Raw genomic sequence first — 20976 nt, 5'->3', positions numbered from 1 at the left:
ATTTGTATGGTTTTTTTATTCAGATAAAAGTTATCTTAACGATTTCCTATGCGAATAACATCAGCAAAAAGACCAGAAGCAGTAACATCTGCACCAGCTCCAGCACCTTTTATTAATAAAGGATTTACAGGATATCTATTTGTGAAAAATAATACAATATTATCACTTCCTTCTAAATTGTAAAAAGGATGATCGGCAGGAATATGTTGTAAACCTACTTTAGCTTTACCATCAGCAAATTCAGCTACATATTTTAAACGACAGTTTTTATCGTTAGCTTCTTTAAATATGTTTTGAAAATGAGCCTCAAATTCTGTTAAACTAGCGTAAAAATCATTATTATTGGTTGTATTTAAGCTTTTTTCAGGTAAAAAAGCATTATTATCAATATCAGATAATTCTAATTCATAACCACTTTCACGAGCTAATATTAATATTTTTCTAGCAACATCAACACCGCTTAAATCAATTTTCGGGTCAGGTTCTGTATATCCTTCTTTTTGAGCTTGAGCAACAACATCATTGAAAAGTAGTATTTTCATTAAAATTATTAAAAACAAAATTTAAACTCCCCGATAAAACTGCTTGTATTTTTTGAACTCTATCACCTGAAGCAATTAAATTTTTAAGCGTATCAATAACTGGTAAACCTGCACCAACATTGGTTTCAAATAAAAATGGTGCATTATATTTTCTAGAAACAGCTTTTAATGTTTTATAGTTTTCTGAGCTAGATGCACACGCTATTTTATTACAAGTAACTACGGCTATACTATTGCGTAAATATTGTTCGTATGTTTCAGATACTTTCTGATTAGCAGTATTATCAACAAAAACAGCATTACGAAGGTTGTAATCTTTTGTTTTATTGAAAAAATCATCTAAAGTAGCAGGTTCTCCTTTACTTAATGCATCTTTCCAATTATTTAAATCGATACCATTGGTATCAAAAGTCATTTTTTTAGAGTTCGCAAGTCCAACAACACGAATACTCATTTTTAAATGTTCTTTTAAGTAGTCTTTTTGTTGATTTATTTGCGCTAAAAAACGCTCGCCAACATTACCAACACCTGTAACAAATAAATTAAGTTGTTTTACTTTTTCTTCAAAAAACTGTTCGTGTAAGGTGTTTAATCCTTTTTTAGCATCTTTACTATCTATCACTGCTGATATATTTTTTTGAGAAGCACCTTGTGCGATGGCTCTAATATTTACATTATTTTTTCCTAAAGCGCTAAACATTTGTCCGCTTAAACCTTGATGATTTTTCATATTATCACCAACTAAAGCTAAAATAGCCAAACCTTGTTCTACAATTACAGGTTTTACTTTTTGACGCTCTATTTCAGTTTCAAAAGCATCATTAATAGCTTTTTCGGCTTTTTTAGCATCTTCATCATAAATTCCAACACAAATTGAATGTTCTGAAGAAGCTTGTGTAATTAATACAACACTAACATCTTTATTAGAAAGTGTTTCAAATAAACGTTTAGAAATACCAGATACACCAACCATTCCAGTACCTTCTAAAGTTAATAAAGTAATATCTTCTATGTGTGTTATTCCTTTTACTAAATTAGTGCTTTTTACATTTTTGGCGATTAAAGTACCTATATTTGATGGTTCAAAAGTGTTTTTTATTACAATAGGAATTTCTTTTTCTAATACAGGTTGAATAGTAGGAGGGTAGATAACTTTTGCTCCAAAATGTGAAAGTTCCATTGCCTCTTGATACGAAATTTCAGGAATTGGAAAAGCTTGTTTTACAACACTCGGATTTGCAGTAAACATTCCGCTAACATCTGTCCAAATTTGTAATTCGTTTGCCTGTAAAGCAGCGGCATAAATAGCAGCAGTATAATCAGAGCCACCTCTACCTAATGTTGTTGGTAGTCCGTTTTCTGTTTTGGCGATAAAACCTGGTAAAACCGTTACTTGATATGTATTTTGATTAAAATAATCTTGACAGTTTTTATTGGTAACGGTAAAATTTACTTGTGCTTTATCAAAAACATTAGAAGTAATAATAAGTTCTCTACTATCTTTAAAAGTAGCATTTATAGTATTTTTAGCAACTTCAGAAATTATATAAGATGATAAACGCTCACCAAAACCACTAATTGTAGCCATTGTTTTTGGCGTAACTTCACTTAGTAAAAAACAACCTTCAAGTAAGGTTTGTAATTGATTAAATAAGGTATTTACTTTTTCTTGAACTTCTGATTGTGCTTCTTTAGGAACTAAATCTGAAATTACTTCTGCATGATGTTGTGCTACTTCTTTAAAAAGAGCGGTATAATTTACATCATTATTAGCAGCCTTATTTGCAGAAGCTATTAATTTATTGGTGGTTTTGCCAAAAGCAGAAACAACAACAGCTATTTTTTCTTTAGTAGCAGCTTTTGCTACTATTTGAACTACTTTACTTATTGTTTCACTATTAGCTACGGATGAGCCTCCGAATTTTAAAATTTTCATCTTAAATGTATAAAAAAAATTAATTATAGAAATTATTAGGTGTTATTTATCTGTATTTCAATTATTGAAAAAATAAATAGATGCGAAAGTTATATGTGTATAATTAACCCCTAAAGGGTAATAATGATAATAGAAATAATAATTGTAGAAATAATTAAACCAACAGAATTTATCGTAGGAGCTACGATAGGTAAAGAAGTTATATTTGTTCTGTTGTTTAACACTGCGTCAAATGTAAACTTTTTTTTAATAATCAATCTTTTTATCGAAGTAAATAATTTATCATTTTAAATATACCCAATGATTATCTTCTTTACAGAAAGAAGAATTCTCTTTTATCATGTCGATTTTATCATTTTCTTTGAAAAATGCTTCAAACTTTACATTTCCTGTAATATCAGAAGCTGTACCTTTATTTGTATTGATGATTTCTAATTTAAGCCATTCTACAGATTTTGTCCAAAGTAAAATTTCTTTATTTTCTTCTTTTGAAGGGCGAGTACTTGAATGATGACTTTTCTGTAAATAATCAACATTAGCTAATGCAAAAGCACTATAACGAGAGCGCATTAATTGTTCTGCAGTTAAAACATCTTGAATGTTTTTATGTGCTATTTCACAACAATCAGCATAACTTTTACTAGGATTGCAAGGGCATTTCATATTATTATTAATTTAAGGGAGTATTTTTTGTATCAATTCTAAAACAACGTTCTTTTCCTAAAAATAAAGGATTTCCGTGTTTTTCAGACCAAAATCCGTCTAAAATATCTTTAGAAATACATCTGTAAACTACAACTCCTTTATAAGTATTGTTATCTTCTCCTTTATAGTTAAAATTGATAACTAATATATTATCATTAAAAAAACCTGAACCAGTTTGTTTTTGTTCATTATTGATTAACCATTTAGCAACTATTCGATTATTAATATCAAGTTGTAAAGAAAGTACTCCTTTATACGAATGTTCTTCTATATCTTGATTATTACCAATTATAGTATACTTACCAACTAAGTCTTGTATTATCATTATTGTATTAAAAGTGTAAAATTAGTATAGTTTATGTAGCGTACAAAAGTACGAACTAATTATATGATTATTTAATAGGCGTAACTTTATGTAAAAAAGTAAATATTAGAATTGTTAATTTAAAGAATATAATTACTTAATTAACAATTCTCTAACATTAAAATATCTTTTTGTAAAAGTTTTCTTAACATCTGTAAGTTTACAAATAGTAAAAAAATAACGTGATTTGCATCAGATAATTTAACTATTGTAAAACTAAACAAATGAATAAATTTAAACTTTTATTAAGTACACTAGTAGTTCTTTTTATAAGTAATGCTATTTTTTCACAAGAAGCTAACGTTTCAGGAATTGTAACTGATGGTAATTTTCCGTTACCTGGAGCAAGTGTTTCGGTAGCAGAAACTACAAAAGGAGTCTATACAGATTTTGATGGAAATTTTCTGATAAATAAAATGAAAAATGGTACCATAAAATTAGAAATTTCTTATATAGGTTTTCAAACAAAAATAGTAGATGTTTCTATTGTTGGTAGTGCTAGTAAAAATATAGGTGTAGTAGCATTGTTACCTTCTTCAAATGCACTAGAAGAAGTTGTAATTAATGGAGGAGCAAGAAGAAATAGTGAAGCGAAAGCTTTGAGTATTCAAAAAAAATCAATGAGTATTATGAGTGTAATTGCTTCTGATGGTATTGGTAAATTACCAGATCGTAATGCAGCAGAAACAGTGCAACGTATTCAAGGATTATCTATTGAAAGAGATCAAGGTGAAGGGCGTTTTGTATCAGTAAGAGGATTGCCTCCGTTTTGGACATCAACAACTATTAACGGAAATAGACTTCCAACAGCCGAAGAAGAAACGACTTCACGTGCAACGGCTTTTGATTTTTTTCCATCGGAATTAATTTCATATGTACAAGCAGCAAAAGCGTACACGCCTGATATGGAATCAGACGGTATTGGTGGCGGTGTAAATTTTATCACACAAACAGCTCCAACCAAAAAACTTTTAAATGTAAATATTGGTGGAGGTTTTAATGAAAAATCTGGTGAACCAATTTATAATGCTTCTTTAACTATTGGTAATAAAAGTAAAGACGGGAAATTCGGATATATGGTTAATGGTTCTTACTGGAATAGAAGTTGGGGTACTGATAATTTTGAAGCACGTAGAAAAGGAGACGAAGGTGTTTTTAGAATGGAGTTAAGAGATTATAATGGGGTAAGAATTACCATGGGATTAAATGCAGCGATGGAATATAATTTTACACCCACTCATAAAATGTATTTTAGAGGAGTTTACGGAACATTATCGGATACTGAAGAACATTATAAACATAGAATTCGTTTTGATAAATTCGATTCAGGAACAAGCACTACAAGAGTAGAATTACAAAATATACATAACGAATTAATTACAGAGCTTTTTGGAAAAGAAATAGGAGGAAGACATCTTGTTGAAAACGGAAAATTCGATTGGAGTATTGCTTCTTATGCTAATGAATTTAAATACGGAAACACGCCAACAGCTCAAGATAAAAGTTATTTTGTTGTAAAGTTTAAACAAGATGGTGTTGGTATCAATGCTGATTATTTAGATAACAGACCAAAAGATGCTGGTGGTGCTGGTGACGATAGAGCTTATTGGAAAGCCGATGGCGGTAAGTTAGATTATAATGATACCGATGCTTTATTTGGATTTTTTAGCGATTCTAAATTTAAAATGGATGCAACTAAAATGAAGTTTTCAGATTTAGAATTATATAAAATATCAATAAAAGAAAGAGATAATATAGCAGCTTCATTAAATTATGAACATACGATTAACGATAACTTCAAAATTAAAGTAGGTACGAAATATAGAGATAAAGATCGTAGAGCAACTTTTGAAGACCTATACTACGGATGGAATGGTGTAGGAGAAACTCCAATGTTATCAGATTCTTCTCAATATATTATTGAACAACCAGGTAGAGCCGATTATTTAAATGAAATGGGTTCTAATATTCAATCAACTTTTGGACCTGTTTTATCTACCGAAGGAATGAATAATTTTTGGGCATCAAACAAAGAAAATTTAAGTGTTTTAGAAGATGATTCATCAGCTTTACAATATAATAGTGGATTAGGAAGAAATTTTGATGTTGATGAAACTCATTTATCATTTTATGGTATGGGAACTTTAAAAGCTTCTGAAAAGTGGACTATTTTAGGAGGATTAAGAGCTACAAAAACGGAAACAAAAGTATCAGGATATGTTGTTGAAAATGATGCTTTGAAAAAATCAATAAAGACTAAAAAATATTGGGCGGTATTGCCAATGTTACATGTTAAATATTCTCCTAAAAGAGATTTAAATATCCGTTTTGCAGCAACAAGAAGTTTCTCAAGACCTAATTTTGGAGATATTTCTCCATCAGGAACTTTTATTTCTTTTGATAATGAATTTAAAGGAGGTAATCCTGATTTAAATCCAACGTTTTCAATGGAATTTTGATTTATTAGGAGAATATTACTTTCAGAATGTAGGTGTTGTAAATGCAGGTGTTTTTTATAAATCGATTACAGATATTATTTATAATGATACTTATCAAGGAACTTATAACGGAAAAGAAGGTGTTGAATTTACGACTCCTGTAAACGGTGGAGGAGCATCATGGATTGGTGGTTTAGAATTAGGGATTAACAGACGTTTTGATTTCTTACCAGGATTTTTAAAATACTTTGGAACACAATTAAACGCTACGTTTATGGATTCTGAAATGACAAAAGCAAGTGGAAGAAAAGTAGGAATGGCTTATCAAGCAGGTAGTTTATTTAATGCGCAATTATTTTTTGAAAAAGGCGGATTTAATACTCGATTAGCTTTTAATCATAAAGGAAAATATGCGATTGCTTACGGTGAAAGAGATATTGATGATGTGTATTACGGAAAATATAATACGTTAGATTTTTCAGCATCTTATCAAATAGGAAAAAAATGGACAATATATACCGATTTCAATAATATTTTAAATAATCCCCTTATATATCATTACGGTAAAAGCCAAGACCGCCCGAAACAAGTAGAGTACTACGGTGTTAAAGGAAACATTGGTGTTAAATTCACTTTATAGTGGTTTTTAAATACAGTCATAAAGCCCTCAATAATTGAGGGCTAATGATGTTAAAAAAAGAACTTATGCGTTTACGTTTTTTATTACAAGCTTCTATTGCTGCATTCGGTACTTATTTTTGTATGTATGCTTTTAGAAAACCTTTTACAGTAGCAACATTTGAAAACTTAGCTTTTTGGGGCGTTGATTATAAAATTTTATTAATCGTAGCTCAAGTGGTTGGGTATACATTATCAAAATTTGTAGGTATAAAAGTAATTTCAGAAATGAAATCACACAAAAGAATGCTTTATTTAGTTGGTTTTATTTTTTCGGCAGAATTAGCATTGTTAGGTTTTGCTGTTGTTCCAGCACCTTATAATATTCTCTTTTTATTTTTAAACGGACTACCATTAGGAATGATTTGGGGAATTGTATTTTCTTATCTAGAAGGAAGAAAAGCTACCGAATTATTAGGAGTAATTTTATCATCTAGTTTTATAGTTTCCTCAGGAGCTGTTAAAACAATAGGTAAAATGGTGTTAGATAAATTTCAGTTTGATGAATATTGGATGCCATTTATTACAGGGTTATTTTTTATACTTCCATTGCTGTTTTTTGCGTGGTTATTAGAAAAATTACCACCACCAACAACAGAAGATAAACTATTAAGAGCCGTAAGAAAGCCGTTAAATAAACAAGAAAGAAAGCAGTTATTTAAAAAATATGCATTGCCTTTAACGTTTATCGTTTTCTTCTTTATGTTATTAACATCAATTAGAGATTTTAGAGACAATTTTGCCAGAGAAATATGGGATTCTTTAGGTTATACAGATGCTTCTATTTATAGTATTTCTGAAATACCAATAGCAATTATTGTATTGATTGTTTTAGGGATGATAGGTAGTATCACTAAAAATTATAAAGCCTTTATGTATTATCATTATGTGTTGATTATTGGGTGTGTTTCAATTTTAGTATCAACATATTTATATCAACAAGAAATTATTACACCATTAGTTTGGATGGTAGTTTCAGGAATAGGATTATACAGTTGTTACGTACCTTTTAACGGAATTTTCTTTGATAGAATGATTGCAACTTTTAAAATTAACGGAAACGTAGGTTTCTTAATTTACATTGCCGATGCCTTCGGATATTTAGGAAGCATTCTGATTCTTCTTTATAAGAATTTTGGAAAAGGAGATATTTCTTGGCTTTCATTTTTTACACAAGCATTATATTTTTTAGCATTTATAGGATTAGCAATAACAATTTATAGTTTTCAGTTTTTTAAGAATAAATATAAGAAACCAGTACAATTAAAAGAATTAGTATATGAACAATAAGTATGATTTAATCGTTGTTGGAGGTGGAGTTTTAGGAACTTTTCACGCTTATCACGCAGCAAAAAAAGGATTATCAGTAGCAATTTTAGAAAGAGATAATAAGCCACAAGGAGCAACGGTTCGTAATTTCGGGCAAGTAGTACCTTCGGGAATGAATCAAAAATGGCAAAATTACGGAAGAGAAAGTTTAGCTATTTATAAAGATATTCAAAATCAGTTTGATGTTACAATTCGTCAAAATGGTACGGTTTATTTAGCTTCTAATGATGAAGAAGTTCAGTTAATTGAAGAATTACATCAGATTAATAAAAACAATAATTATACTTCAAATTTATTAACGAAAGCACAATGTTTAGATAAATATGCAGGATTACGTGCAGATTATTGTAAAGCAGGCTTATTTTTTCCTGAAGAAGTAACAGTAGAACCAAAAACGATGATTCATCGCTTGCATTCTTTTTTATCCGCAGAAAAAAATATTGATATTCATTACAATACAACAGTTATTAATACGGAAGAAATTAATAATGAAGTGGTGGTAACATCTTCAATCGATGTGGTATTTAAAGCTTCAAAAGTTATTATTTGTAACGGAGTTGATTTTAAAACCTTATATCCAGCAATTTATAATAATAGCGATTTAGTAGTTTCTAAGTTGCAAATGATGCAAACCAAACCTCAGAAGAATTATACTTTAGATGGTTCTATTTTAACAGGTTCTACAATCCGTAGGTATGAGTCTTTTGAAGAATGTGCTTCTTGGGATCAAATTAAAGCAAAAGAAGATCCTGATAGTTTTCAGAAAAAATATGGTGTTCATATTTTATTTAAACAAGCTACAGATGGTTCGGTAATTTTAGGAGATTCTCACGAATATGCTACTGCAAAAAATATCGATGATTTAGGTTTCGACTTAAATGAAGATATTGATAATTTTATGATTAACGAGGCTAAAAAAATAATAGACTTACCAACTTATGATATTCAATATAAATGGGCAGGTTTTTACAGTCAATGTAAAGAAAAAGATATTTTTGAATATGCTGTAAGTGATAATGTGCATGTTGTAACGGGTATTGGTGGAAAAGGAATGACAGGAAGTGCTGGGTTTTCAAAAGAAAATATCAATAAAATATTTAATATATAATAATGATGATGATGAGCGAAACAAAGAGAAAAATAGAAATGGTTGTTTTTGATATGGCAGGAACAACAGTGAATGAACAAAATGTAGTATATAAAACATTGCATAAAGCAATTGTAGCGGCTAATGTTGAGGTGTCTTTGGAAACGGTTTTAGAATATGGAGCAGGAAAGGAAAAACATAAAGCAATTAAAGATGTTTTAATACATTTAAATTCTGATAAATTAAAAGATTCTCAAACTATTTTTGATAATTTTAAAAAATTATTAGCAGTGGCGTATGACGTTTTAGAAGTAAAACCGATAAAAGGAATTGAAAAGGTGTTGCTAAATTTACGATCGGAAGGAATTAAAGTTGTTTTAAACACAGGATATGATAGAAAAACAGCGACTTTATTATTAGATAAATTACAGTGGGATGAAAAAATACATTATGATGCGTTAATTACAGCAAGTGATGTTGTAAACGGTCGTCCACACCCAGATATGATATTTCAAGCTATGGAATTATTCGGAATTACCGATGCATCAAAAGTTTTAAAAGCAGGTGATTCTGCTATTGATATTGAAGAAGGGAAAAATGCAGGGTGCGGAATTACAGTAGGTGTTTTATCAGGCGCACAAACCAAAGAACAATTAGAAAAAGAAAAACCGACCTATGTTTTAGAATCATTAAATTTTATAAACGATATTCTTTAACTATTTCTTTATTAATATATTGTAAAGTAATTATTTATTAAATGTATGTTTAATGTTACTTAGATTATATTAGAGTTAATACGTAGTTTTTATTTTTTTAAAGTTTACAAATAGTATAAATTTAGATAGTTAAATTAACTATTAGTAAACTTTTTTATGAAAACAAATTATTTATTTAAGTTGACAATTTTAATTTTTACACTATCAATATATAGTTGTGAAGAAAGTAGTTTAGAAAATATTGATTCTAAACAAAAAAAATCAAGTAAAAAAACAGCCTCAAAATCAGGGTTAAAAAAGAAAGTATTATTGGTCGGTTTTGATGGATTACAGTTTGACAAAATTTCAGAAACGTCAACACCAAATTTAGATAAATTAAATATTGTAAAAGCATATACTGGAGGTATAGAGGGGAGTTTTTCAGAACAAAAAACAAAAAGCGGTCCTGGTTGGACAACAATTCTAACAGGTGTTTGGGCAAATAAACATCAAGTAAAAGACAATAGCACATCAAACATATCGAAAGTAAAAGGTGTTTTTGAATTGATTAAAGAATCAAATTCAAGTTTAAAAACAGCAAGTATTGTTACTTGGGGACCAATTCATGATTTTTTTAGAGATAAATTAAATTTTTTAGATTATCATTCTAAAAGTGGTGGAGATGAAAATAGTGTTACAAATGCTATAGATGCAATTAATACTAAAGAGTCAGATTTTGTTTTTGTTCATTTAGATGATATTGATGTAGTAGGGCATTCAGTAGGTTTTGGAAATTCTTATAATAAAGCAATTACAAAAGCAGATGAACAGTTTGGTAAAATTGTATCAGAGATTGAAAAAAGAACAAATGAAGATTGGTTAATTATGGTGGTAACCGATCATGGACGTGCTATAGGTGGTTATGGACACGGAGGGCAATCTCTTCAAGAGAAAACAATTTTTGTAGGCATGAATAAGATAGGAAATGAAGAGTTTACTTCAGTTGTTTCAACAATTCCTAATAAAAATTTTAATAGTATTTATGGGAACGTTGCACAAACAGCTATAGTACCTTCTGTATTAACGCATTTAGGAGTTTTAATAAAAAAAGAATGGCAATTAAATAGTACATCATTAGTCGGAAATGTAGGAGCTAGAAAAGTAATGATGCAAAATACTAATACTATTTATTGGGAATCAAATTTATCTAATAATGTAGATATTTACAGAAACAATGTTTTTTTAAATTCAGTACCAGCACAACAAGGTTTTTTTGTTGATAATGAATCAGAAGGAATTGTTAATTATACTTTGTTATTGAATGGTCAAACTGCATCAGTAGTCTCAAGTAATTCAAAAATTATAGCAGGTTTAGATTGGAATGATAACTTAAATAACATAGCTTATTTTTTTAAAAGCGATAATAAATATGTTCGTTATAATAAAGTGTTAGACAAATCTTATTCAGGATATCCTAAAGAAACAAATAACAGTTCTTGGGCTGGTTTAGGAGAGTATAAAAACTTAATTAGTGCTGCATTCAAATGGAATAATAATAAAGGTTATTTTTTCTTGAAAGATGGAAGATACTTACGTTATGATATGAATTCTGATGCTGTAGATGCTGGTTATCCAGTTTCAATAACAAATAATAATTGGTCTGGTTTAGCGCCTTATAAAAGTAAAATAGTAGCGGCTTTAAATTGGGATGATAATGATGCGTATTTCTTTTTAAATGATGGAACTTACATTAAATACAGTATCAGTAATGATAAAATTATTCCAGGGTATCCAAAAGAAATTACCAATACTAACTGGTCTGGTTTAGTATCTTATAAAACAAAAATAACAGCAGCTGTAGATTGGAATTCAATATATTGTTACTTCTTTTTAAGTGATAATACTTATATTAAGTATAGTAAAATAAGTAATAAAGTTGTTTCTGGTTATCCAAAATTAATAAATGATACTACTTGGCCTAGTTTAAATAATTAACTTTTTATTTTGTTAACAGGTAGTATTTAAAAAATGTTACCTGTTTTCAGAATAAAAGTATAAAACAAGCATTATACAATTTTCATTAAATTTATTCATAGGAACATGTGGTTTTCTACCATCAAAATATAAAGAATCACCTTCAGAAACTATTACTTCATCATCATTGATTAAGTAAGTACACTTTCCACTAATAATATATTTAAACTCCCAAGCATCGGTAACTACTTTTTCCCTTTTAGAATTTGGCTTTATATTTAAAATAACAGCTTCAAAACCTATGGCAGATACACTTTTACTAAAAATATGATTGTAAGTAAAACCTTCAGCTTCAACTTCTTTTTCAATTAATTGCTGTTGCTCTTTTGTTATATGAATATAATTACTTGCTTGTGAATTTTCAATATCTTTAAAAAAAGCACTTGCATCAATTTTTAAGGCACTTATTAATTCCAATAAAACAGGTAATGAAGGAATGGTTCTTCCGTTTTCTATTCTAGAAATTAAGCCATTAGATACTCCTGCATTTGAAGCAACTTCGCTAATAGTTAATTTTTGTTCTTTTCTGATGATTTTGATACGTTTACCAATTCCAATTAAAAAATTACTCATGCTTTTTTATTTGCTAAAATAAGGTTTTTTGTAATGTTATAAATTCTTATCTCTTTTTTAACAAAAAATAAGAATTTAAAAAGGTGTTTTAGTTACAGTAATCATATGATATTTATCATAGAATAAAATAACAATTGCTAGTAGCTTGCGTACTTTAATGACTATAATACTTAAATTATGTTAAAAACACATTCATTTCATATTCCTGTTATGGGAATTGGATTTACTATAGATTCTCCATTAAAGGTTTCAAGATTTGGAATAGATTCGGTTATTTCATTAGTAGATGACATTTTATTAGAAAAAATACGAAAGATGTATGCTTTGAAATTTAAAATGCCATATGATGAAATTACAGAAAAAATGGAAGATTTTAGAGCAAAAAGAGTAACGTCTTATTTGAACTTAATGAAAACACTTTCTGAAGATAAATTTGAAGAATTTAAAAAGAATATTACCCAAACAAAACAAGATATTACTGATTTTTTTGAAGAACTTCCTGATTCATCATCGTTAAAGCAAGAATTTAAGAACTTAACAGCAACTAGTTTTGATCTTAAAAATACGACAACTTGGTTAAAAGAAAATTTATCAATGGGGCAGATTGATGTAAATATTATGACCAAAGTTGATAAAGATAATTACATAAAAGATGAAAAATTACCTATTGAATATAATGATGCACACGCAGCATTAAGAGGTTTTGCAAACAGTGATGTTAATTCATCAGTGGTGTTTTCAGCAGGAATGAATCCTAAATTATACGCTTATCTAGAAAAATTTAAAGGTTTTTATCCTGATGAAAATGGGCATATCAACAAAAAAATTATTTTAAAAGTAAGTGATTATCGTTCTGCTTTAATTCAAGGTAAATTTTTAGCGAAAAAAGGGATTTGGGTTTCAGAATATCGAATAGAATCAGGTTTAAATTGTGGCGGACACGCTTTTGCTACCGACGGATATTTATTAGGACCTGTTTTAGAAGAATTCAAAAATAAAAGAGATGAATTACAAGAGTCAATTCAAACGTTACTTTTTTCTGCTTTAGAAAAAAAAGAATATGTAGTTTCGAAAACAAATTTACAGTTTAAGATTTCGGCACAAGGTGGCGTTGGAACTGCCGATGAACATCAGTTTTTATTGGATTATTATAAAGTTGATTCGGTAGGTTGGGGAACGCCTTTTTTATTAGTTCCTGAAGCAACAACAGTTGATACCGAAACTTTAAATAAGTTAATTTCAGCAAAAGAAAAGGATGTTTATTTAAGTGATATTTCTCCTTTAGGAGTTCCGTTTCATAATTTAAAAGGAAATACAAAAGATTTAGAAAAAGAATCTTTTATCAATAAAGGAAGACCAGGAAGTGCTTGCCCTAAAAAATTTATAGGTTTAAATAAAGAGTTTACTGAAAAAGGAATTTGTACAGCATCAAGACAATTTCAGCATTTAAAAATAAAACAACTCGATAGTGAAGTGTTATCAAAAGAAGCCTATGATATTAAATATCAAAAAATAATAGCAAAAAGTTGTACCTGTGTTGGATTGGGAACTTCCGCTTTATTAGCTTATGATTTAGATACTAAAACCGAAGGAACAGGTGTTTCTGTTTGCCCAGGACCAAATATTGCTTATTTTTCTAAAAAGATGCGTTTAAATGAACTTACAAAAGCTATTTATGGTGAATCAGAAAATATAACCAGTGCAGATAGACCTAATTTATTTATTAAAGAATTAAGTATTTATATCGATTATTTAAAAAATAAATTAGAAGAAACAACTATTGACGCAACTCCAAAAGAAATAAAATACTTAAAAATATTTGCTAGTAATTTAAAAGAAGGTTTAGCTTATTATCAACAATTATTTAGTAATCAATATAAAAAGGCTATTGAAAATTCACCTACTGTTTTATCAGATTTAGAAAGAAGTTCTAAAACTCTAAATAGATTAAATATAGCTATAGAAAAATTAAGTTAGTCAATTTACTTATTTTTTTGAAAACTCCTGTATCATTTTAATTTAAAATGATACAGGAGTTTTTTGTGATAAAAAAATATAAAAAAATTTAGCTTGTAATTTAATTTTGTTGTTATTTCCATTCGTCTAAATCTAAATACCATTCAACGGTATAAAATATGTGATAAACACATTATAAGTCGTGATTTTTTTTTTTAGACTAAATTTATTCCAGATAACAATAAATAATAATAAATATATTTTGAAGAAAAATTTAAACATTTTATTAATTGAAGATAATATTATCGAAATAATGAAAATGAAGCGAACTGTTTCATTTTTAGAATTGCAACATAATATTACAGAAGCAAAGGATGCTGAAATAGCTCTTGAAATTTTACAAGAAAAAACTAATTTTCCTGATTTAATTTTATTAGATTTAAACATGCCAAAAATTAGTGGTATAGAGTTTTTATCAATCTTAAAAAATAATAACGATTTAAAACATATACCAACGGTTATTTTAACAACTTCGGATAACCAAAAAGATATGGAAGAGTGTTATGAAATAGGTGTTTCAGGTTATATTTTAAAACCCTTAAAATATGAGGATTATGTTAAGAAAATTGAAATAGTTTTATCTTATTGGAGTATAAATGAATTAAAAAAATATTAAAAAGATATGAAAGGAATTGTTTTTACAGAGTTTTTAGATTTAGTAGAAGAAAAATTCGGATTAGAAGTTGTTGATAAAATTATAACTCAATCAGATTTAGAGTCTGAAGGAGTATATACAGCAATTGGAACTTATCGTTTTTCTGAAATGCTACAACTATTAGAGCATTTAAGTAATCACACCTCACTTTCTATTGATGATTTATTATTAGTATATGCTGAACACTTTTTTGGTGTTATCAAAAAAAGTTATCCAGGACTTTTAGAAACTTATAAAGATCCTATTGAAATGTTAGCTTCTATTGAAAATCATATTCATGTTGAAGTTCAAAAAATATATCCTGAAGCAGAATTACCAACATTTATTATAGAAAATAGAACAGATAAATCACTTATAATGATTTATAAATCGAGTAGAGCAATGCATCATTTTGGGCTTGGTTTAATGAATAAAACATTTGAGTATTTTAATTCAAGTGCAACAATTATTTTAGAAAAAATAAAAGAAGATGGTACAGAGGTGAAATTTATTATTAATCAAAATTAATGAGTCAGAACCGAATAGATATATTAGAACGTGCTTTAAAAAGACAGAAAGCAGCAAGGAAAATTGCAGAGAAAATATTAGAAGATAAATCAAGAGAATTATATTTAATATATGAAGAATTAAAAGAAACAAATACAAAACTTGAAGAATCATTAAAAGAAAAATCATCAGAATTAAAAGGTGTTTTTCAAAATATTAATGACTCTTATTTAATAATGGATTTATCAGGAAATGTTCTTAAAATGAATGATTCAGCGATAGATTTTTTTGGGTATGATATATCAAAAGATAAATTAAATGTAAAAAAATTAATTTATCCTGAAGATTCAGATTATTCTTTTAAATCTTTTTATAAATTATATAAAACAGGCTCGTTTTCAAATTATGTTGCTAGAATTTTAACTAAAAAGAATGAAGTTAAATGGGTTCAAATAAATGCAACTTTAATTTACGATAAAAATAATAAAAAAATCGCTGCTCAAGGAATAATTAGAAATATAACAGAAACAAAAAGAACTACAGAGTTAATTAGTGAACAAAAAAAAGAGTTAGATGTTATTATAGAAAACTCATCATTAGGAATAGCTCTTATACAACAAGGCGAATTTATAAAAACAAATAGTGTTTTTCAGAATTTTCTTGGTTATTCTGAAGATGAATTTTTAGAATTAACAATTAAAGATATTTCTTTTAAAGAAGATTTCCAATTATCTAAAAAATACTTAGATAAAATGGATAGTGGTGCTATTGATAATTTTGTATTAGATAGAAGATATAAACGTAAAAATGGCTCTATTTTATGGGTAAAAGCAAATGTTAATGCGGTAAGAGATACTTTTGGAGCAATTAAATATCAAGTTGTACTTGTTGAAGATGTTACATTAAAACGAGAAAGAACATTAATTATTGATATGATTAATGATTTAGCTAAATCAATTTTAGGAAAAGATAATATTTATGAAATAGCTTGGGAAGTAACTCAAAAAATAGCGAAATATTTAGGTTCTAAAGACTGTGTAATTTATTTAGTAAATCATAAAAATAACACCTTAGAACAAATTGCATCAAATTTTTTAAAGTTAGATAAAAAAAGAATAAAGAAAAATATTATACCTATTGGTGAAGGAATTGCAGGTAATGTAGCTAAATTTGGTAAAGCTGTCATTGTAAATGATACTTCTAAAGATAGTAGGTATATTATAGAAGGAGAAAGACGTTTTTCTGAAATATCTGTACCAATAATAAGTGAAGGTAAAGTTATTGGTGTTATCGATTCTGAACATATAGATAAAAATCACTACAGAAAAGAACATTTACATACTTTAGAAAATATTGCAAGTTTGGTTTCTATGCAGCTAAAAAGTGCTATAAATATAAGATTTAGAAAGAAAACAGAAGTTAAAAATAAGCAACTTTTAAGTCAGTTAGAAAAAAGTAATGATGAGTTAAATGAATATGCACATATTGTGTCTCATGATTTAAAATCTCCACTAAGAAGTATTGATGCTTTAGTTTCTTGGGTAAAAACAGATAATGAAGGTAGATTAGATGAAGTTACTTTAGCCAATTTTAAGCTAATAGAAGAAACTTTACAAACGATGGAGGATTTGATTTCTAGTGTTTTAGAATATTCTAGTTCAGGGACAGAAACGAATGATAAAGTAAAAGTAGATTTAAATTTAATTATTGACAGTTTAAAGAAAACATTATTTATACCTGATAATATTTGTATTCAAGTAGTTAAAAAATTACCAATAGTAAATGGTGATACTACAAAGTTTAAACAACTGTTTCAGAATTTAATTAGTAATGCTATAAAATTTAATAATAAAGATAAAGGGCTAATTGAAATAGATTTTATCGAAAAAACATTTTTATATCAATTTTCGGTAAAAGATAACGGTATTGGAATAGCTGAACAATTTCATGATAAAATATTTAAAATTTTTCAATCACTTAATAAAAGACCCGATTCTACTGGTATTGGGCTTTCTATTGTTAAAAAAATTGTAAATTTATATGAAGGAACTATTTGGCTAGAAAGTGAGCCAGAATTAGGGACTACTTTTTATTTCACTATTAAAAAATAATAAATGAAAACAGTTCAATTACAAAAAAATATAGATACAAATTGGCAGTATTTAGGTGATAAATTAGCTTTAAAAAAGCCGTTAGTATTGGTATTTGGTAACAGGTTATTATTAGAAGATAAAGATATTTATAATGAAATAAGAGATATATTTAAAGATGGACATATTATTTTTGGTTCAACATCCGGAGATATTACTTCTAAAACAGTAGATGATCAAAGTGTTACAGTTACTGCAATTGAATTTGAAAGAAGTAATTATGTAATTAAAACTACAAATGTTTTTAATTCAGAAACTGAAATAGATAGTTTTAAAATAGGTGAAAAATTAATAAATCAATTTACTAAAGAAGGTTTAAAATATCTTTTTATACTTTCCGAAGGGAGTTTTATAAATGGAAGTCAGTTAACAAAAGGTATGAATACTGCTACACAGGATAATTTATTAATTACTGGCGCTTTGTGTGGTGATGCAGCAAGATTTGAAAAAACAATAGCATCTTATAATGAAAATCCTAAGTCAGGAGAAATTATTGCAGTCGGTTTGTATGGTGAGTCTTTAGAAGTTTCTTCTGCTATTAAAGGTGGGTGGACACCTTTTGGCCCTGAAAGAATTGTAACAAAATCAAAAGGAAATATTTTATATGAGTTAGATAAAAAACCAGCATTAGATTTATACAAAAAATATTTAGGTGATAAATCAAAAGAATTACCAGCTGCAGCTTTATTATATCCACTAAAAGTGAAGTCTACAAATGATAAACAATCTATTGTTAGAACCATTTTAAATATTAATGAATCTGATAATTCAATGATTTTAGCTGGTGATATTTTAGAAAACTCTAAAGTACAGTTAATGATGACCAATGTAGATAATATTGTTAACGCAGCTGAATTAGCTGCTATAAACGCTAGTGAGTCAAGAAAAAACAAACCAGAATTGGCAATTTTAGTTAGTTGTATTGGACGTAAATTAGTTTTAGATCAAAGAGTAGAAGAGGAGCTAGAGGAAGTTGTAGCAACTATTGGAAATAAAGTTACCGTTTGTGGATTGTATTCTTATGGTGAAATAGCGCCATTTAATGGAGAAAATGATTGTCAATTACACAACCAAACGATGACAATAACGCTAATAAGCGAATAATGAATTCACTTTTAAAAAGACAAATTAGAAAATATTTACCTGAAAATTTACAAACTAATAAAGAATTAGAATCTTTTTTAGATGCAATTGATAGGTCGTATACCACGGCAGATAATCAATTTTTAATGTTACAACGAGCTACAATGATTAGCTCTGAAGAGCTTTTTGATGCTAGTGAAAAGTTAAAAGAAGAAACAAATTCTCAAAGAAATGTTATTGATAAACTTAAAGGAGTTATTAATACACTTAAATTTTATGATTTAGAACAAGGTAGTTCTATTGAAAATTCAGATTCGTTAAAATTAGTTGATTTCATCGATAATCAAACTAAAGAGATTATAAAAATAAATCAACAAAAAGATTTTTTATTAAAAAGTTTAGAGCAACAAAATCAAGAGTTAAATAATTATACTCATATGATTTCTCATGATTTAAAAACACCTTTACAAAGTGTAGAAGCTTTGTCTGTTTGGCTTTCAGATGATTATGGTGATGTTTTAGGGGTTGAAGGAAAAGAAAGAATTGAATTGATAAGAGATAATATTCAAAAAATTGATACTTTAGTTAGAGCAATTCATAAGTATGCTACTATTGAAAAAATAGAAAAAAAACAATGTAACTTAGATATTGATAATTTACTTAAAACAGTTTTTAGTGAACTTGATTTTTCTGAAAACATCAATATTAATATACCAGAAAAACTCCCAATTATAAAGGGAGATAAAAATTTATTAGAACAATTATTTTTAAATTTGATAGAAAATGCTGTTAAATTTAATAATAAAGAAGATAAGAAAATAGAAATAGGTTTTTCTGAACAAGATAGTTTTTGGCAGTTTTATGTAAAAGATAACGGAAACGGAATAGAAGAAAAATACTTTGATAAAATTTTTATTGCTTTTTTAAAATTAGAAAATGATTATAAATCGGCTGGTATAGGTTTAGCTATTGTTAAAAAAATTATACAAGTCTATAATGGAAAAATATGGATAGTATCTCAATTAAATATGGGGTCTACTTTTTACTTTACAATTAAAAAATAACTATGGAAAAACCTAATTTAGAATATGTAGATAAGTTAGCAAGAGGAGATGAATCTATACGAAAAACACTTATAGATGTTATAAAAACAGAATTTCCTGAAGAAAAAAAAGACTACTATGATAGCCTTAAAAAAAAGAATATAAAAAAATCGAAAAAAATGTTCATAGAATTAAACATAAAATTAGTATTTTAGGTCTTGAAAAAAGTTATAAAATAGCTAATGAATTTGAACATAATCTAAGAGAGCTTAAGTTAGATAAAGTTGAAGATTTTGATGAAATTTTAATAGTTATTTCAGAGTACTTGAAAACTATTTAAAACTATGAATTATATAATTGTTGATGACGAAACCACTGCAAGAGTTATTGTTAAATCTCTTTGTAAGCAAGTAGGGTCTTTAAATATATTGGGTGAATTTTCAAATGCAATGCAAGCAATAAAATTCTTAAACTCAAATGAAGTTGATCTTATTTTTTTAGACCTTCATATGCCTGATTTTGATGGGTTAGATTTTATAAAAACACTTAAAAATGCTCCAAAAATAATTTTAACAACTTCAGATCCTAATTTTGCAATTGAAGCTTTTGAATACAGTTTTATTGTTGATTATTTATTAAAACCAATTGAATTAAATCGATTTAAAAAAGCAATACTTAAAGCTCAAAATTATCAATTAAAAAATGAATCAGTAACTACCTCAAATAAAGTAGAGCTAGAGTCAGATTATAGTAATGATTTTTACATTAATATTGATAGACGCCTTATAAAAATAGATTTGCCAAGTATTTATTTAGTTGAAGCAAAAGGAGACTATATTAATATAAAAACAGAAGATAAAAATTATGTAGTTCATTCTACTTTAAAAAAAATAGAAGAAAAATTACCAGAATCATTATTTCTTAAAGTACACCGTTCATATATTATTAATCTTAAAAAAATTATCGATATTGAAGATAATAGTGTGTTAATAAAAAGAGATGTAATTCCTGTTAGTAGGTCTAAACGACCAGAGTTAATGAAGCGATTAAATTTATTATAAAATTTAATCGATAGTTTTTTGTATTTCGTCTATGGATAAACTAATAATAACGAAGATTTTAGGTTTTAACTAAGTGTTTTTTTAACTTTAGAGTAAAATAT

The 20976-nt window shown here is 27.5% G+C and carries 18 protein-coding genes and 1 pseudogene; 14 read left to right on the top strand and 5 right to left on the bottom strand.

Annotation, left to right across the window (positions count from 1 at the left end; genetic code table 11):
• Positions 1-35 precede the first annotated feature (35 nt).
• The 4 genes and pseudogenes from thrA to PG913_RS06905 all read right to left on the bottom strand — a co-directional run bounded on the left by thrA (position 36) and on the right by PG913_RS06905 (position 3508).
• Positions 36-2478: pseudogene (gene thrA, locus PG913_RS06920) on the bottom strand (bifunctional aspartate kinase/homoserine dehydrogenase I).
• A 110-nt stretch (positions 2479-2588) separates the two neighbouring features.
• Positions 2589-2735, bottom strand: a complete 147-nt coding sequence (locus tag PG913_RS06915; protein WP_271230087.1) for a hypothetical protein — start codon at positions 2733-2735, stop codon at positions 2589-2591.
• A 25-nt stretch (positions 2736-2760) separates the two neighbouring features.
• Entirely contained in the window at positions 2761-3141 is a 381-nt protein-coding gene (locus PG913_RS06910; protein ID WP_271230086.1) for a YchJ family protein, read from the bottom strand.
• Positions 3142-3148: 7 nt separating this feature from the next.
• Positions 3149-3508 (bottom strand): hypothetical protein, encoded by a 360-nt coding sequence (locus PG913_RS06905; RefSeq protein ID WP_271230085.1) that lies wholly within the window; start codon positions 3506-3508, stop codon positions 3149-3151.
• 263 nt (positions 3509-3771) lie between these two features.
• Here PG913_RS06905 and PG913_RS06900 point away from each other — a divergent pair, with 263 nt between their 5' ends.
• From PG913_RS06900 to PG913_RS06875, 6 genes are all read left to right on the top strand, one after another.
• On the top strand, positions 3772-6006 hold the full coding sequence (locus PG913_RS06900; protein ID WP_271230084.1) for a TonB-dependent receptor: 2235 nt from the start codon (positions 3772-3774) through the stop codon (positions 6004-6006).
• A complete protein-coding gene (locus tag PG913_RS06895) occupies positions 5981-6625 on the top strand; it encodes a TonB-dependent receptor domain-containing protein (RefSeq protein WP_333780819.1) in 645 nt (214 codons plus the stop codon). Before PG913_RS06900 ends, PG913_RS06895 begins: the two co-directional genes overlap by 26 nt.
• 44 nt (positions 6626-6669) lie before the next feature.
• Positions 6670-7953 carry a DUF5690 family protein gene (locus PG913_RS06890; protein WP_271230083.1) on the top strand — a complete coding sequence of 428 codons (1284 nt, stop codon included), beginning with the start codon at positions 6670-6672 and terminating at the stop codon, positions 7951-7953.
• Positions 7943-9100, top strand: coding sequence for a TIGR03364 family FAD-dependent oxidoreductase (locus PG913_RS06885; protein WP_271230082.1), 1158 nt, complete (start codon positions 7943-7945; stop codon positions 9098-9100). The genes PG913_RS06890 and PG913_RS06885 overlap by 11 nt, the downstream gene beginning before the upstream one ends.
• A gap of 11 nt (positions 9101-9111) precedes the next feature.
• Positions 9112-9795: a phosphonatase-like hydrolase gene (locus PG913_RS06880; RefSeq protein ID WP_408648485.1), complete on the top strand. Its 684-nt coding sequence runs from the start codon at positions 9112-9114 to the stop codon at positions 9793-9795.
• Between the two features lie 156 nt (positions 9796-9951).
• Entirely contained in the window at positions 9952-11769 is a 1818-nt protein-coding gene (locus tag PG913_RS06875) for an alkaline phosphatase family protein (protein ID WP_271230080.1), read from the top strand.
• 36 nt (positions 11770-11805) lie between these two features.
• Here PG913_RS06875 and PG913_RS06870 read toward each other — a convergent pair whose 3' ends face one another.
• Positions 11806-12381 carry a helix-turn-helix domain-containing protein gene (locus PG913_RS06870; RefSeq protein ID WP_271230079.1) on the bottom strand — a complete coding sequence of 192 codons (576 nt, stop codon included), beginning with the start codon at positions 12379-12381 and terminating at the stop codon, positions 11806-11808.
• 177 nt (positions 12382-12558) lie between these two features.
• Here PG913_RS06870 and PG913_RS06865 point away from each other — a divergent pair, with 177 nt between their 5' ends.
• The 8 genes from PG913_RS06865 (at position 12559) to PG913_RS06830 (ending at position 20875) form a co-directional block, all read left to right on the top strand.
• Positions 12559-14358, top strand: coding sequence for a hypothetical protein (locus PG913_RS06865; protein WP_271230078.1), 1800 nt, complete (start codon positions 12559-12561; stop codon positions 14356-14358).
• 241 nt (positions 14359-14599) lie between these two features.
• A complete protein-coding gene (locus PG913_RS06860; RefSeq protein ID WP_271230077.1) occupies positions 14600-15013 on the top strand; it encodes a response regulator in 414 nt (137 codons plus the stop codon).
• A 6-nt stretch (positions 15014-15019) separates the two neighbouring features.
• The gene (locus tag PG913_RS06855; protein ID WP_271230076.1) at positions 15020-15559 is read left to right on the top strand and encodes a heme NO-binding domain-containing protein; all 540 of its coding nucleotides are present in this window, start codon (positions 15020-15022) and stop codon (positions 15557-15559) included.
• Positions 15559-17649: a PAS domain S-box protein gene (locus PG913_RS06850; RefSeq protein ID WP_271230075.1), complete on the top strand. Its 2091-nt coding sequence runs from the start codon at positions 15559-15561 to the stop codon at positions 17647-17649. The genes PG913_RS06855 and PG913_RS06850 overlap by 1 nt, the downstream gene beginning before the upstream one ends.
• Positions 17650-17652: 3 nt before the next feature.
• Positions 17653-18792 carry an FIST signal transduction protein gene (locus PG913_RS06845; protein ID WP_271230074.1) on the top strand — a complete coding sequence of 380 codons (1140 nt, stop codon included), beginning with the start codon at positions 17653-17655 and terminating at the stop codon, positions 18790-18792.
• A complete protein-coding gene (locus PG913_RS06840; RefSeq protein ID WP_271230073.1) occupies positions 18792-19835 on the top strand; it encodes a sensor histidine kinase in 1044 nt (347 codons plus the stop codon). The genes PG913_RS06845 and PG913_RS06840 overlap by 1 nt, the downstream gene beginning before the upstream one ends.
• Positions 19836-19837: 2 nt before the next feature.
• The gene (locus tag PG913_RS06835) at positions 19838-20029 is read left to right on the top strand and encodes a hypothetical protein (protein WP_271230072.1); all 192 of its coding nucleotides are present in this window, start codon (positions 19838-19840) and stop codon (positions 20027-20029) included.
• Between the two features lie 129 nt (positions 20030-20158).
• Complete coding sequence (locus PG913_RS06830) at positions 20159-20875, top strand: LytR/AlgR family response regulator transcription factor (protein ID WP_271230071.1); 717 nt, start codon at positions 20159-20161, stop codon at positions 20873-20875.
• Positions 20876-20976: the final 101 nt, after the last annotated feature.

Origin of the sequence: Tenacibaculum pacificus (assembly GCF_027941775.1) — a bacterium.
Lineage (GTDB): Bacteria > Bacteroidota > Bacteroidia > Flavobacteriales > Flavobacteriaceae > Polaribacter > Polaribacter pacificus_A.
The sequence above is the reverse complement of the archived record's forward strand: the minus strand, read 5'-3'. Positions and strand labels throughout refer to the sequence as shown.